The 16559-nt window shown below is 28.6% G+C and carries 12 protein-coding genes; 7 read left to right on the top strand and 5 right to left on the bottom strand.

What is annotated here, in order from left to right; translation table 11 throughout:
- Positions 1-8 precede the first annotated feature (8 nt).
- Positions 9-278 (bottom strand): hypothetical protein, encoded by a 270-nt coding sequence (locus BM119_RS06465; RefSeq protein WP_090039926.1) that lies wholly within the window; start codon positions 276-278, stop codon positions 9-11.
- A 312-nt stretch (positions 279-590) separates the two neighbouring features.
- Between BM119_RS06465 and BM119_RS06460 the strand changes: the two genes are divergently transcribed.
- Together BM119_RS06460 and BM119_RS06455 are read left to right on the top strand one after the other, a co-directional pair.
- Positions 591-818: a hypothetical protein gene (locus BM119_RS06460; RefSeq protein ID WP_143087303.1), complete on the top strand. Its 228-nt coding sequence runs from the start codon at positions 591-593 to the stop codon at positions 816-818.
- A 137-nt stretch (positions 819-955) separates the two neighbouring features.
- Entirely contained in the window at positions 956-2272 is a 1317-nt protein-coding gene (locus tag BM119_RS06455) for an MATE family efflux transporter (RefSeq protein ID WP_090039922.1), read from the top strand.
- Between the two features lie 140 nt (positions 2273-2412).
- On the opposite strand, the gene BM119_RS06450 is transcribed toward BM119_RS06455, so the two are convergent.
- The 4 genes from BM119_RS06450 to BM119_RS06440 all read right to left on the bottom strand — a co-directional run bounded on the left by BM119_RS06450 (position 2413) and on the right by BM119_RS06440 (position 9743).
- Entirely contained in the window at positions 2413-2697 is a 285-nt protein-coding gene (locus BM119_RS06450) for a putative mucin/carbohydrate-binding domain-containing protein (RefSeq protein WP_090039921.1), read from the bottom strand.
- Between the two features lie 99 nt (positions 2698-2796).
- On the bottom strand, positions 2797-2913 hold the full coding sequence (locus tag BM119_RS20550) for a carbohydrate-binding protein (protein WP_423230999.1): 117 nt from the start codon (positions 2911-2913) through the stop codon (positions 2797-2799).
- Positions 2914-2937: 24 nt separating this feature from the next.
- Complete coding sequence (locus tag BM119_RS06445) at positions 2938-6069, bottom strand: putative mucin/carbohydrate-binding domain-containing protein (RefSeq protein ID WP_090039919.1); 3132 nt, start codon at positions 6067-6069, stop codon at positions 2938-2940.
- A gap of 140 nt (positions 6070-6209) precedes the next feature.
- On the bottom strand, positions 6210-9743 hold the full coding sequence (locus tag BM119_RS06440; RefSeq protein WP_090039917.1) for a putative mucin/carbohydrate-binding domain-containing protein: 3534 nt from the start codon (positions 9741-9743) through the stop codon (positions 6210-6212).
- Positions 9744-10518: 775 nt separating this feature from the next.
- Between BM119_RS06440 and BM119_RS06435 the strand changes: the two genes are divergently transcribed.
- From BM119_RS06435 to BM119_RS06415, 5 genes are all read left to right on the top strand, one after another.
- Positions 10519-11646 (top strand): ROK family protein, encoded by a 1128-nt coding sequence (locus BM119_RS06435; RefSeq protein ID WP_090039916.1) that lies wholly within the window; start codon positions 10519-10521, stop codon positions 11644-11646.
- A gap of 327 nt (positions 11647-11973) precedes the next feature.
- The gene (locus BM119_RS06430) at positions 11974-13104 is read left to right on the top strand and encodes a PTS transporter subunit EIIC (protein WP_090039914.1); all 1131 of its coding nucleotides are present in this window, start codon (positions 11974-11976) and stop codon (positions 13102-13104) included.
- A gap of 30 nt (positions 13105-13134) precedes the next feature.
- Positions 13135-14178, top strand: coding sequence for an NAD(P)-dependent alcohol dehydrogenase (locus BM119_RS06425; RefSeq protein ID WP_090039913.1), 1044 nt, complete (start codon positions 13135-13137; stop codon positions 14176-14178).
- A 75-nt stretch (positions 14179-14253) separates the two neighbouring features.
- Positions 14254-15210, top strand: a complete 957-nt coding sequence (locus BM119_RS06420) for a carbohydrate kinase family protein (RefSeq protein WP_090039911.1) — start codon at positions 14254-14256, stop codon at positions 15208-15210.
- Positions 15211-15360: 150 nt separating this feature from the next.
- On the top strand, positions 15361-16557 hold the full coding sequence (locus tag BM119_RS06415; protein WP_090039910.1) for a DUF5692 family protein: 1197 nt from the start codon (positions 15361-15363) through the stop codon (positions 16555-16557).
- Positions 16558-16559: the final 2 nt, after the last annotated feature.

The following is a 16559-nucleotide window of genomic DNA, read 5'->3' as shown; positions in this document are numbered from 1 at the left end:
GATGTAATTTATACTAATCTTTCAATATTAACTAGTCTAGGTTTGTGTCCCGCAGGAGTTGCTGTAACATATATTTTTACTAGTCCAGTTTTAGGTTGTTCTGTAACAGAAGTAGATTTAGCTATAAATAGATAATTCATTCCATTTACAACTTGGGTAGCAACCAATAGAGGCTCAAAAGTTGATCCTACAAATCCTTCTAACGCAATATCAAGTACCTCCCTATTCTCACAACTAACACATTGTTGAACTATCCATCCTCCAAAGCTATTGCTCATTTAATATCCTCCTAAAATAAGTAATATAGTAATAATTTGCCATTATATATTCTATATGTCAATATATTGGTTCAATTTTAGAAATAAAAATGTAAATATTAAAATATATTAACTTTACTTATTATACAAATTATTGTTTCCACTTAAAACTTTTTCCAGGAAAATATATAGTGAGACCAGATATAATCCATTAAGAGGACTGCCTAAATTTTTGATGGTCTTAGTAGGAATATTAAATATAGTGTGTGGGTTCATAATATCAGTTATTATATAAGAAAAATACTATATTTTCACAAGACTATTACACTTATTATGTTGTTATTGATTGGATGGCTTGTTCTTGTAAATAGAAAAGCAGGACTAAAAAGTTCAATACTGTTATCGTTGCTCCAAGGAGTTAGCGGTACAATTTTTATTATATTACTTATATTAGAGAAAGTTGCAGGTGGGGTAATAATAAGTAGGGTAGTAGAGACATTATCTATAGATGATAGTACACACCCATATTGTAATCATAGTAATAGCTCTTTAGAAAAGTAGAAAAAGTTTGTAGGAAATTATAGTTATGGAATAAAATACATAACACCTATCAATAGACCAATGATATACAAGATATCATTGGTCTATGTTATAATTACCATATTAATGTATTAAGTTAACTTAATAGGAGTGAAAAAATGATTGATATGACTAAGGGTAATGCAAATAAATTGATTCTGAAATTTGCATTGCCAATGATTTTGGGAAACATATTTCAGCAGGTTTATAATTTAGTAGACACTATAGTAGTAGGTAAATTTGTAGGAACCGATGCCTTAGCTGCAGTAGGTTCTTCATTTGCAATTGTTGTATTTATAACATCAATAATAATAGGATTAACCATGGGAGTTGGAGTTATTCTTGCTCAGTTTTATGGAGCAAATGAAATGGAGAAATTTAAGATAGCTGCAATAACTTCATTTATATTTATAGGTTTAATTACTATTGTACTAATGATTATTTCTATAGGATTCATAGATCCAATATTAGAGTTGTTTAATATGCCATCTAAGCTTATAAAAGATGCAAAGTCCTATTTACTTATTATAATTATAGGTTTGATTTTTACTTTCGTATATAATTTGGGCACAGCTTTACTTAGAGCTATTGGTGATTCTAAAAGACCTTTATATTTTCTGATTTTAGCTTCTTTAATAAATGTAGTATTAGACTTAGTGTTTGTTTTACAATTTAATTTAGGCGTTAAGGGAGTTGCCATAGCTACTACAATTGCACAAGGAGTATCGGCAATATTATGTACAATTTATGTTTGTAGAAAACTACCTTTTATATCATTTAAGAAGGAAGATATAAAGATAGACAGGGGTATTTTAAGGCTTGTAGCAAAGTATTCTATTTTAACATCAGCTCAACAATCTATTATGAACTTTGGAATACTTATTGTACAAGGATTAGTAAATAGCTTTGGAATTACAGTAATGGCAGCATTTGCAGCAGGAGTAAAGATAGATTCTATTGCATATATGCCTGTACAGGATTTTGGAAATGCTTTTTCTACATTTGTGGCACAAAATAAGGGAGCGGACAAGCCAGAAAGAATAAAAGAAGGAGTGAAAGGGGCAATAAAAACTATAATAGCTTTTTGTGCTGTAATTTCCACTTTAATATTTGTATTTTCAAGAAATATAATGCTGTTATTTATAGATAAGGGAGAGGAAGAGGTTATAAGACTTGGCATAGAGTATATATCTGTAGTAGCAATATTTTATGTGTTAATTGGATTTTTATTTATGTTTTATGGTTTATATAGAGGGTTAGGTTTATTAAAAATGTCAATAATTTTGACTGTGGTATCACTAGGTACTAGAGTAGTACTAGCATATATTCTTTCAGCAACATCCCTAGGAGCTAGTGGTATATGGTGGTCGATACCTATAGGATGGGCTTTAGCTGATATTTTAGGTTTTATTGTATATAAGAAAAATAGAATTTAACTAATATTTAGCATGATGAAAGTAAATAATTTGAATAATTAAGTTGATATAGCAAACAAAAAAAGCTGTATACATATTAATTTTTTAAAATTAATATGATACAGCTATTTTTTATTGTTACGAAAATACATAGAGTTTTATTAACTAATTTTCTTTAGAGCACTTGCCACGACTTCATAGGTTACAGAAGTTCCTTTTTGTAGTTTGGCTTCATTTTCTGTATTAACAATTTGTAGTCTATCAGTTGCTTCTAAATATTTAAAAGTAATCAAAGTTCCTTCTTCAAGAGCAACTATCTCACTGTTTTTAGGATAATTGGTAGTTCCAATAAAATCCTTAGAATATATAGTTTCTTTTTTAGTATTTTGAATTAAGATTGAAGCATAACTGTCAATAAAATCAACGTGTGAGTTACCATTTTTCATATCAATTTTAGTTTGCTATGAAGATAAATCTAAGTTTAATTCTGCAAAAAAAATCTTCTAAGCCTTTAAAAACAATTTTTATATTTATTAAACTCTTCCCTAAAGTGATGGAGTCACTATTGGTGTACAGCTATATATAGCTGTATGCGGCTGAATACATTTATATTTAAGACTGTTGTAAGTTACTATATCTCCAGGTTTATAACTTGTACCAATTTTCCACTAATTAATTTCTATAGTCTATCTTTTTATAATTAAGTTTCCTTCTTTAAGTGTCGTTGTTTTTCCATCTTCTAAGGTTGCAACTATTTTATATGGGTAGCTATTTTCACTCCATCTTGAACAAGGTAAATTAAATTTAAATGCTGCTTGCGATAAATTGTAGCCTTTATATTTATTTTGAGAATCATTTAATATGCTACGAGTAGCATCTATAGACTTCACACTATTTAAGTATATCGCTAGATTTGTAATCTTATCTCCACTTACACAATCACCGGTTATTTCTAAATCACCTGTTACTGCTTTTGTATCATCAAAATTAACTTCATATTTAAGTGGTAATTTTTTGATTTCATTTTCTGATGATTTAACTAATCCAGTATCATTAATTTTATAAGTGATACTCGTATCTTTATCTAATTCCAATTTATTGTCTGTATTTGTAATTAATAATCTATTATTTATGTTTGGCTCTTTGTGTTTTATTGTAATATAGTACCCAGGTTTAATAGAAATATTTTGGACTGAAGCTTGATTTACTTTATTACCAATAAAATCTTTTGTATAAACAGTATTTCCTTCAGCATCTCTAATTAAAATTGATGAATAACTGTCAGTAATAAGATAATGGGCATCACCATTTTTTATATCAATTTTAGCTTGCTTTGAAGATAAATCTAAGTTTAATTCTGCAAAAAGCCATTCTTCTGCACCTTTAAAAGTGAATTTAAAGTTTTTACCAACATAGGCGTTATTATTAGGTTTTGGTATAGTTCCTGGATCAACTGATTTCAATTCATTTTTGCTAATCTTATATGAATTAACAGAGTTTGTATCAAGTGATAGCTTATTGTTTTCATTGGTTATGAAAAGTCTACCTTTAAATTCTCTGTGTTTTACAGTTAAATAATAACCTTCTTTTATAGGTATATCTTTTGTTAAAGCATCATTGACTTCATTACCAATAAAATTCTTGTCAAAAACAGTTTGTCCTTTTTCATCTTGAATTAAAATTGAAGCATAACTGTCATTAAAATAATAATGTGTCTTAATATTTTCAACTACAAGTTTGCTAGTTAAGTTCCCTAAATCTAAATCCAATTCACCAAATTGTTTATCGCTGTAACCCTTAAAGTTAAAGGTAAAGTTTGAACCTATATAAGGGTTTTCACTAGGTTTTGGTATAGTTCCTGGATCAACTGATTTCAATTCATTTTTGCTAATCTTATATGAATTAACAGAGTTTGTATCAAGTGATAGCTTATTGTTTTCATTAGTTATGAAAAGTCTACCTTTAAATTCTCTGTGTTTTACAGTTAAATAATAACCTTCTTTTAGAGGTATATCTTTTGTTAAAGCATCATTGACTTCATTACCAATAAAATTCTTGTCAAAAACAGTTTGTCCTTTTTCGTCTTGAATTAAAATTGAAGCATAACTATCATTGAAATAGTAGTGTGTTTTAATATTTTCAACTGTAAGTTTACTAGTCAAATTTTTAAGGTCAAGATCAAGTTTAGCAAACTGCTTATCACTATATCCTTTAAAGTTAAATGTAAAGGCTGAACCTTCATTTGGTTTTTCAGTACCAGTTTCTCCATTACCTCTTTGTCCATTTATAACAACATCAAAATTAGCAGTGCCTGCTGATATATTTATATTTTCTAAACTAATTCCACTATTAGTTCCATTAGATAAGAATAATTCACTTGAATTAATGCTTGTCCTATTACTTCCTAGTGCCGCGTTATTTATATAGCCATTGCTATATAATGATCCTGATGGTCTATATAGATATATTTCATCTTGACTACTAGATTTACTATTCGCATTTCCCTGACCTTTATAAGCTGTATTTATTCTATATACAAGCAATCCTTCTCCTGGTAATTTTGACTCATAAAGTCCTTCTCTTTTTCTATATTCAACAACAAAATATTCTGATGCAGAATTTGGTGATTTTATAATATAACTATTATTAGTTGAATTATTTATTGATTTTATTGAATATTTACCCGGTTTATTTATTTCACTTATATTGTTCATCCACTTTCCATAATACATTTTCATATAAGAACTTACTTGAGGAGTAGGATAACAATTGTCCATAATATCCCAAGGCCCAACAGAAGTAATTTTATTATTAGAATCATAATGATAAAGATCTGGAGCACCTAAAGTATGGAACATTTCATGACTTAAAACAGCTATACCATTGTCTCCTATAAAATCTTCTAATTGAAAATTATAAGTATCAACTTTTTTGCCATTTATTTCTGGATGTTGATAATACATACCCCATTTATGAGGCCACAGTAATGATGACCATTCATCTGATCCACCCTTTATTATAAAACATACATTGTCAATTTTGCCATCATTATCAGAGTCTATATTTAAGTCTTGAGGAATTTGACTTTTAACAGCATTTATTGCATTTGCAAGCAATGTTTGCTCTTTCATTCCTCTTTCACTTTGTGGAACATTTGAATAGTAACTTCTTGGGTGATTATCCGTATAACTTAAGACTCTTTCTCCTTGAGGCTTTGGATAAAAAGTTGTGTTAACATCTAATTGTCCATAAGAAGCCTCTTTATAATAACTAGCTAGAGACGCTTGATTTTGTGAATTAAATTGTCTTTCATATGATGAAATGCCTCTTGTTATTTCATTTTGATCACTAAATTTTATAAAAACAACTATGTTATTAAGTGTTCCAATATTTTTCGTTGTGCTCTGAACTGCTTGATTGGCTCCAAGTAATTCTCTTTGCTTTTCAATTTCTTCTATTGGTTCCTTAACTTCACTCATATTAACTCTACTATCATTATCCACATTTTTCAAAGTTTCAACTTTATCTTTAGTTACTCTTTCTCTAGATGGTATTACTTTGTTTTTAACATATTTACCAAAAACATAATACTTTGTTTTTTCATCCTTAACTATAGCTCTTCCTTTTGAATCGTGGATATAATTATAAAACTCATCTCCTGATGCATAGCAATCAATAGATTGTCCATCAGGTTGTGTAAGGGTTATTTGTGCATCCTTTATTGGAGCTGCACTAACTTTTACTTGATTTGCACCTAAGATTCCTGTAACTGCAATCATTGTAGTTACAATTAATTTTAATAAAAGTTTCTTTTGCATATTTTATCCCCCCATTTATAAATATCGATCTGTTAAGTCATATGAACATTGCTTTTCAACCCTTTAAGAATATAATGATTTTGATAAAACTACTTTTAATCTTACAAAGTTAAAAAGCAATGAATAAATCTAATTTATATTTAAGCAATTCTTCCCCAAAGTGCAGGAGTTACTTTTGGTTCCCAACTATATATAGCTGTATGAGCTTGAATACATTTATATTTATAACCATTGTAAGTTACTATATTTCCAGGCTTATAACTTGTACCAGGTTTCCATTCATTTATTTGTTCTGTTCCTCCAGATTGTTTTTTTACAATTAAAGTTCCTTCTTTAATTGTTGTTTTTTGTCCATCTTCTGTTGTAACAATTATCTTGTAGGAATAAGGATTATCAGACCAATTAGACCAATTTAAATCAATCTTAAATGCACCCTGTGATAAATCATATCCTGCATATTTGTTTTGAGGATCACTTAACATGCTACGTTCAGCTGCATATTTTGCTCCATTTACATTTATCTCTATATTGGTAACTTTATTGCCTGATACACATTCACCTGTTATTTGCAAATCGCTTGTTATAGTTTTTGTGTCATCAAAATTTACTACATATTTAAGTGGTAGTTTTTTGATTTCGTCTTCTGAAGATTTAACTAATCCAGTATCGGTTATTTTATAAGTGATACTCTTATCTTTATCTAATTCTAATTTATTGTCTGTGTTTGTAATTAATAATCTATTATTTATATTTGGCTCTTTGTGTTTTATTGTAATATAGTAATTAGGTTTAATAGAAATATTTTGGATTGAAGCTTGATTTACTTTATTACCAATAAAATCTTTTGTATAAACAGTATTTCCTTCAGCATCTCTAATTAAAATTGATGCATAACTGTCAGTAACAAGATAATGTGCATCACCATTTTTTATATCAATTTTAGCTTGATTTGAAGATAAATCTAAGTTTAATTCTGCAAAAAGCCATTCTTCTGCACCTTTAAAAGTGAATTTAAAGTTTTTACCAACATAGGCGTTATTATTAGGTTTTGGTATAGTTCCTGGATCAATTGATTTCAATTCATTTTTGCTAATCTTATATGAATTAACAGAGTTTATATCAAGTAATAGATTATTATTTTCATTGGTTATGAAAAGTCTACCTTTAAATTCTCTGTGTTTCACAGTTAAATAATAACCTTCTTTTAGAGGTATATCTTTTGTTAAAGCGTCATTGACTTCATTACCAATAAAATCTTTGTCAAAAATAGTTTGTCCTTTTTCGTCTTGAATTAAAATTGAAGCATAACTGTCATTGAAATAGTAGTGTGTTTTAATATTTTCAACTGTAAGTTTACTAGTTAAATTTTTAAGGTCAAGGTCAAGCTTTGCAAACTGCTTATCACTATATCCTTTAAAGTCAAATGTAAAGGCTGAACCTTCATTTGGGTTTTCTTTATTTGTTGTAGGCTTTGGTAAAAGGTCTTTGTATTTTGTTAACATTTGAGTTTTTAAAGGTTCTACTAAAGCATCTATTGCAAGTTTTAGCTCTATTTTTGATTCTGCACAGTCACTTTTAGCCATTAATTGTTCAGCATAAATTTTTGATGCAAATGCATCAATTCTTTGAGCTAACTCTTGATTTAAGTTTTGATTTAATATTTCATTTTTGAGACCTTGATTAGTTACAAGTAATGTATTAGTCTTAACATTATTAAGAGCAGTTTTATTGTCTCTAATCTTTAAACGTGATGGTTCTAGGTGATTTATTCTGATTTTATAACCTTCTTTTAATATTTGACTACTAGTTTCGAGTTTCTCATTTGTACCAGTAATTAATCTTGTGTAAGTTACATTATTATTTTGATCTAGAATTTCAATTTTAGCATAAAAAGGATATTTATCACTTGGAAAATAAAAATGTGGGTCTTTGTTATTTACTTTTATATTTAAGCGTTGATTTTCTAAATCTACAGTAGCTGTAGCAAATAAATTATCAGATATACCTAAAAAGTCAATTTCTTGATTCACCAAGCTACTTTTTGCACGTAATGAGTAGTTTAATGACACATTATTAGTAGCATCCTTAACTCTTAAATAATGAGTATCAAGGGTATATGATTTATCGTCAGTATTTGTTGTATAAATAGTATAAATACCTACTGGTAATTGACCTAATGAAAGGCTTGGATCAGTAATAGTAATCTTTTTAACTTCTTTTTCTCCATTCATTAAATAAAGAGTTTGATTTTTAATTTGATTAAAATCATCAATTTTAAAGTTTAAAGTTACATTGCCCTTTAAGCCAGTAGTGGCTAAATCATCTGTAGTTACTAAAGATAAAGGTGTTTCTAATTTTAATGATTGTTGTATTTGTCCAACTTGGCTATCAGGAACAACTTCATTTAGTGGTGCAACAGGCTTGTAATTTTTATATCTATTTTGTTCCTTTTGCCAAGAAGTCATTTCTCCACCAAAAGATTCTATAACTGGTGTAAAATCAAGTTTACTTATTTCTCCATAATACTTACTAATTAAATCAAATTGTTTATAGTCAGATTTATTAAATCCAATAGTATTAGCAAGTTTACGACCTTCTTGATTAAGATGAGCAAAACTATCTTCTCCAGCTTTATCTTTTAAAAGAACATGACCATAAAGTTGTTCTCTTAAACCCCAAGTATTAAAAGCTGATTTATTTTGATGCCAAAGTTTATTGACGGTATAGTCAACCGTACTTTTTCTGCCATAATCATATAACCATCCATTAGTATAGATGTTTACATCAGGATCTTTTTTTTGAAAACTATGAGCATAGATATTGTTCCAAACTTCTCCATGATTAAAAGTATCTTGATAACCATGACCTATTTCATGGAGAGCTCCCCAACCTTTTGATAACCAAAAACCAGCTACTGAATCAGAAGTTTCTGCAGTATGGTCACCGCCATAGTAAGCACCTCCGGGACCACTTTTATCAGCTTTCATAAAATATTTGTTAGGAATATTTTTATCAGTTTTCACATTTGTATCAAAGCTAATACCTGTTAATTTATTGTAATATGAAAAAATATCACGATAATAAAGTATTAATTGATCAATAGAAGCAAAGTCTCTCATATTTTTCATATAAGCCTTGTCTTTTTGGGGAACTAATAATTGAAAATCATTATCTACTACTAGTGCAAAAGGAGCAGCTGTTTTATCCCATTGGGTAAAAAACGTTTGCTCATTATCACCTTTTCTATAAGTAGGCAAAGTTTGCATGTTGCTAGTTACTGTATATTCAACTTTAGGTTTTTCAGTTCCACCATAAATAGTATCTACAAAAGGCACTGAATTATATGGATTAGATACAGTAATTGATGTTTGATTAAATTCTTTAGAGATTTCGTGTTGATTGTTATCATTATACAATTTCAATTTTAGATTTCCTTTAAAATTAGGATTTGTTTGTCTAATTGTAAATTGAGTATTTGCAGGTAAAATAATTCCTAGATCTTGACGATCGTGACCTAATCCTTTGGAAAAGTCAGTTTTTCTAAGCCATGTAGGATCTTCTAGTGTATAAAGTTCTTTTTGTTTTACTTCATCAGCATAAACATTTATTGCACTCCCACAAATAGCGCACATAAAGAATAATTGAAGTATCAAAAATTTGCTAAAACGTTTCATTTTTTTCATCTCCTTTTAATTTTAATTTATCTGTTAAGTTATAAAAAATTATGTTTGAAATTTAAAAAATCAAGAAATCGCATAAAACTTAAGTTGCATATTGATAAATACTTAACAGAGTTGTTCATGAGTATATTAAAACTCACTTTTTACTTTGAAATAATATTTATACAAATGTAAAAAATGATATTTTAAACTAATATAAAACTTACATAATGATGCTATATTCAAACAATTTATCCAATAATGTAAAAAAAGAACTTGGAATTGATTTCAAATTGAAGTTTATCATAAAAATATCCTTTTTTCAATATAAATGGTATGAATAATCTTTAAATTGAATATAGTTTTTAAATATATTTAATATTTTATAAAAATAGAAAGGTAAATAGCTATTTTTACTTTTAAATATTGATGAGAATATATTAGTATAATATACATTTAAACTTTATAATGAAATTAGATATATTTACGATAAATGTAGTCATATAAATACAATATAGTTAACTAAGAAAATAATTTTACTTAGTGATTCTTACTTGAATAAAGTTTTATCTAATTAAATAGAAAAGTCATAAATTGAAATCATAATATAAATACTACATTGTAAAATCCACAAATAGTTAATAGAATCTTTGTTTTTATGATAAAATATAGTATAAATTAAACAAATACGATTAAATAAATTAATGAACTTTTAGAAAGATTACTTTTAGTGTTTAACCTATGATATGTTAAGAGTAATATAAGTAAATATATTGGAGGATTATATTCAATGAATTTCGAAAAAAAAAATAGTATGGAAATAAAAAAAATAAATAGAAATATTATATATAGATTAATATATAAAAGCAAAAAAACTTCTAAGCAAGAAATTGCTAATAGACTAGGAATGAGTCTTCCTACTGTTACCCAAAACCTGAAAATATTGAAAGAAGAAGGATTAATAATGGAAGACGGGGAGTTTGAATCCACAGGAGGAAGAAAAGCAAAGACTATTATTTGTATTAAGGATTCTAAAGTTTCTTTGGGAATGGATATTACTAAAAATCACATTAGTATAGTTAGTGTTGATTTAATGGGTAACATAATAAAAAGTAATAGGGTTTTTAAAAAGTTTAAAAATACAGATTGTTATTTTAAAGAACTTAATGAAATATTAGAAAATTTTGTTGAAGATAGTAAAATAAGTAGAGAAAAAATACTTGGAGTTGGGATTTCAGTTCCAGGTATCTTATCAAACGATAAAAGATATGTATTATATTCGCATGCTCTTGAATTAAGTAATATGGAGTGTAAAAATTTTGATGAGTTTATATCATATTCATGCGTTATAAGCAATGATGCCAATGCAGCAAGCATAGCAGAAACTTGGAACCTAGATGATATTAATAATATAGTATATATCTCTCTTAGCAATACAGTAGGGGGTGCTATTTTATTAAATAATAAGATTTATGAAGGTGGAAATCAGAGGAGTGGGGAAATAGGACATATGACAATAATCCCTGATGGGAAAGGGTGTTATTGTGGAAAAAAAGGTTGTGTAGATGCGTATAGTTCAGCATTATGTTTATCTAAGCATACAAATGGAAATTTAGAAGAATTTTTTAATATTCTTAATAAAGATAATAATAAAATAAAAAAAGTTTGGGATGATTACTTAAACTATTTATCTATAGTAATTAACAACCTAAGAATGTTGTTTGATTGTAATGTAATTTTAGGTGGCTACGTAGGAGCGTATATGGAAAAATATTTTAACGATTTAAAAGAACTAGTCAATAACCGCAATGCTTTTGAAAGAGAAAGTAATTTTTTAAGGGTGTGTAGATATAAAAAAGAGTCTAGTGCTGTAGGGGCTGCATTAATACATATAGATAAATTTATAAATAGTATTTAATATAAAGTTTTAATTATAGATTTTGAATGATTCAAGTACAGAGGTATGCTTGGGTCATTTTTGTTATAAGAAAATTATAATAGTAAAAAATTTAGAAGAAACATTTTAATTAAGATGATAAAAATATATGTAAAAAATAAAAAGTGATAAAAATAATAAATTAAGGAATAACATCCTAAGGGCCCATTATTTATTTAAAATGTCAATAAAAATTATAATTATATTTTTATTGACATTTTTTGCAGATGGATTTATTATATATACAAAGAACTTATGCAAAATAGTTTTGTATAAGTAATTTACATAAGAAAAGGGGGACATTAGGGGATGAGTTTTACCGAGAGAAAAAGAAACAATAATTTTTTTGACAAAGGGGTAACCGATATCATAAATAAATTAATTGATGTAATATCAGGGCTGTTTTTACCATTAGTTAATGTAATGAGTGCCTCAGGAATTTTAAAAGGGATTTTAGCTATTCTTGTAGCATCTACTGTGATTTCTGAGACAAGCAGTACATATGTAATACTACACTCAATATCAGATAGTTTTTTCTATTTCCTACCTATTTTTTTAGCATATACAGCATCTAAAAAATTTAATACGGATTCATTTACATCAATTCTTATAGCTATGATTTTAGTACATCCTAGCATTACTCAGCTATTTCAGTCAGATAAGATTATAGATTTTATTGGGGTTGAGGTAATACCTGCAATTTATTCTTCTAGTGTGATACCAATTATTTTAGCTATTGGAATTCTTCATTTTGTAGAAAAATTTATTAGTAAAATTTTACCAGAAGTTATCAAGGGCTTCTGTATACCTCTTTGTTCTATTTTAATTATAATACCACTTACTATTTTGGTGTTTGGACCTATAGGAATTAAGATAGGGGATTTTTTAGCAGACCTATACTCGATAGCGTATAACTTTAGCCCAACGATAGCAGGATTTTTTATAGGATCGTTAATACAGGTTATGGTTATATTTGGGTTCCACTGGAGTCTGGTTCCTTTAGCAATCAACAATATTGCAGTAAATGGCTATGATACAATACTAGCACTTATGGGGGCTGCAGCCTTTGCTCAAGCAGGAGCAGCATTAGCAGTTTGTATAAAAACAAAGAATAAGAAATTAAAAACTATCTCACTATCAGCTGCAATATCTGCATTATTTGGAATAACAGAGCCTGCTTTATTTGGTGTTAACTTACCGCTTAAAAAACCATTAATATTTGTTTGTATAGCTGGAGGGGTTGGTGGAGCAATAGCAGGAGCAACAGGTGCTGCGGCTACATCATTTGCTTTCCCAGGATTGGCAACACTTCCAGTGTATTTAGGAGAAGGATTTAGTGGATTTTTAGTTTCTTGTATAGTTGGATTTTTGCTTAGCTTTTTACTCACTTTCATATTTAAATTTGTAGATAAGAAAGAAGAGTTATATATAAAAAATTAAATAAATTATATTGTGAGAGGAGATAAATATATGAATAATAAAATGAAAGTAGCAGTTATGAATGGAATAGGTGAAATGGGGTTTGAAGAGAGAGTCATACCTAAAGTAGCAGATGACGAAGTTTTAGTTAAAACTGAATATGTAGGTATTTGTGGATCAGACCTTCACTACTATGAAACAGGAAGAATAGGAGATTATATTGTTGAGCCACCTTTTGTACTAGGACATGAGGCAGCAGGAACTGTAGTTGAAATAGGTAAAAATGTAAAACATCTTAGAGTTGGGGATAGAGTAACTCTTGAACCTGGAAAAACATGTGGAAATTGTGAATTTTGTCGTTCAGGAAAATATAACTTGTGTCCAGATGTAATATTCTTTGCAACACCACCAGTAGATGGAACATTCCAAGAGTATGTTTCTCATGAAGCCAATTTATGTTTTAAGCTTCCAGATAATGTAGATACAATGGAAGGAGCATTAATTGAGCCACTAGCAGTAGGATTTCATGCAGCAATGCAAGGAGAAGCACATGCGGGACAGTCAGCAGTAGTATTAGGTGCAGGATGTATTGGGTTAGTTACTATGTTGGCTTTAAAATCTATGGGACTTACAGAAGTATACGTTGTAGATATTATGGAAAATAGATTGCAAAAGGCTTTAGAATTAGGGGCTACGAAAGTAATTAATGCAAGTAAAATTGATGCAATAAAGTCTATTATGGAATTAACTAATGGATTAGGATGTGACCTTGTATTTGAAACTGCTGGAACAGAAGTAACATCTCAACAGTCAGTGCATATGGCAAAAAAAGGTGCGAATATTGTATTAGTTGGATATGGAAAGACGGGAATGATGAATATGCCTATGAGTTTAGCATTAGATAAAGAAATTACATTTAAGACTGTATTCAGATACAGGCATATATATCCAATGGCAATTCAAGCAGTGGCTAATGGTTCTATTAATTTGAAGAGAATAATTACAAATATATTCAATTTAGATGATGTTCAAAAAGCAATGGATTTTAGTGTAAATAATAAATCAGAAATAGTAAAGGCTGTTATTGAAATATAATAATACAAATGTGAGTTTAAGTTAAATACAAATAATACACAAGTATAGTATTAATATAATAAAGAAGGTGAAGAAATGTTTGATGTAACTGCAATTGGAGAAATATTAATAGATTTTACGCCTGTAGGAGTTAATGAGCAAGGATATAAGGTGTTTTGTCAAAATCCTGGAGGGGCACCAGCTAATGTATTAGTAGCTAATAGTAAGTTTGGCGGCAAAACAGCATTTATTGGGAAGGTTGGAAACGACTCATTTGGGAAATTTTTAATAAAAACATTAAAGGATGCTAATGTCAGCACTGAAGGCATAATTGTTGATGAGGAAGTTAATACTACCTTAGCATTTGTACATTTAGATACAAATGGAGATAGATCTTTTAGTTTTTATCGAAAACCCGGTGCTGATATGATGCTAAACAGTAATGAAATCAACGAGGAATTAATTAAGAACTGCAAAATTTTACATTTTGGTTCTGTATCATTAACAGATGAACCATCAAGAACTGCAACACTTGAGGCTGTAAAACTAGCTAAAAGTATGAATAAGATTATAAGCTATGATCCAAATTATAGACCTCTATTATGGGATAATGAAGAACTAGCTATAAAAGAAATGGTGAATTCTATTAAATTTGCAGATATAGTGAAGGTATCAGAAGAAGAGCTATTTTTACTTACAGGAGAGAAAAATCTCGAAGTTGGATCAAAAGTTATAGCTGATATGGGTGTCAGTTTAGTCTTAGTTTCTCTAGGAGAAAAAGGAGCATTTTATAGAAAAAATAATGAATTTGGACTTGTTAAAGCATATACAGTAGACGTAGTAGATACTAATGGAGCAGGAGATGCCTTTTTAGGAGCTATACACTATTGTATAAAAAATAAAAGTTTAAAATATATTATAGAAATGTCTAAAAATGAGTTAGAAAAAATACTTGAATTTGCTAATGCATCGGGAGCGTTGGCTACTACAAAAAATGGAGCAATTCCTGCAATACCTACATTAAATGAAGTTAATGCCTTATTAAATAAATAATTAAGAAACCGTACCATAGATAGGTGCGGTTTTTTTGTATTAAGCATTTGTGTGAAGATTTACAATTAATTATTGGAAAAATATTTATAAATATATAAAATATGGTATAATTAATTAGTATAAAATTTAATTCAAGGAGTGTTAAGAAGGATGAGTTTTATAAAAAAAGTATTAAGCTCAAATATTACTAAACTATTATTTGGTATTTTTTTCTTCATAGCGTTAGTATTAGTAGGAAACACAACCTATGCAAAGACTAATAATGGAGGTGAAGATATTGTTGGAACATGGCAAGGAATTGTAGATGGTAACCGTGGAGAGGGAGGATTAATTTATAGACTAGAATTTAATCCAAAGGGAACAGTTACAATAATAAAGCAATTTGGGAAAGGCCAAATAACTGAAAAAAAGTCATGGAAGAGAGATGAAGACAAGATTATTATTAATAGTAACATAAATGATAACATAACTGAACTTGATAACGGAACTCTAAGAGTTATAGATGAAAAGACAATAGGGTATGAAAATGGATTCTATAAAACTGAGTTTAAACAACATAACTCAGTTTTATCAGTTTTTCATTGGTTTGCTGCATTAACTGGATTAATGATTCTAAATGAATTATTTAGAAGAAAAAAGTGGGCAGCAATAGGATTTTTCTTTGTATTACCAATAGTTATGATTCCATTATGGGCAAGTAACGGTGTAACATACTGGTTTAAATGGGTTAAGGTTTATTCTGCTGTTGCAGGGAGTGTATGGTTTACTCTTGTAAGGTTTACGAAACTAGGAAGGAAAAATGCTGCTAAAATGGTTGCAGCTTTGATACTTTCAGCTAATATTACAGAGGCAGTTATTCAAGATTTTTCTATGGGCAACCTTCCTAATATTTTAAATGGTATTGCAGGTATATTGTCCATTGCAACCTTATTTTATGGATGGAAAGAAATTGGTCCAGATGATTCAAAGGAAAAAGATATGGTATGGAATAAGATGTCTTTATTTTGGATTATAGCTTATGATGTTTGGAATTGGGCTTTTGTATATTTGAATTTTCCAGGATCTGCATCATTGCAATTTATAGTAATAATGTCATGTACAATTCCAGCTATATTTATTAAAAAGGGAACTTGGCTTCAGGCAAGAGCATTTACCCTTGCAGCTTGGTTTATGTATTATTTTACATTCCCTCGATTTACAGAATCAGTTGAACTATTAGTTCCAAGAAAAACTTCATTTATGCTTGCAATTGCAATACTAAGTATTACATTAAATCTTATATATACTTTTATTTCAATAAAAAGATATACAGATAGTAAAAAAGATACACCAGAAGTATCAGTTTAAAT

This window comes from Clostridium frigidicarnis (assembly GCF_900111985.1).
GTDB classification, from domain to species: domain Bacteria; phylum Bacillota; class Clostridia; order Clostridiales; family Clostridiaceae; genus Clostridium_Z; species Clostridium_Z frigidicarnis.
The sequence above is the reverse complement of the archived record's forward strand: the minus strand, read 5'-3'. Positions and strand labels throughout refer to the sequence as shown.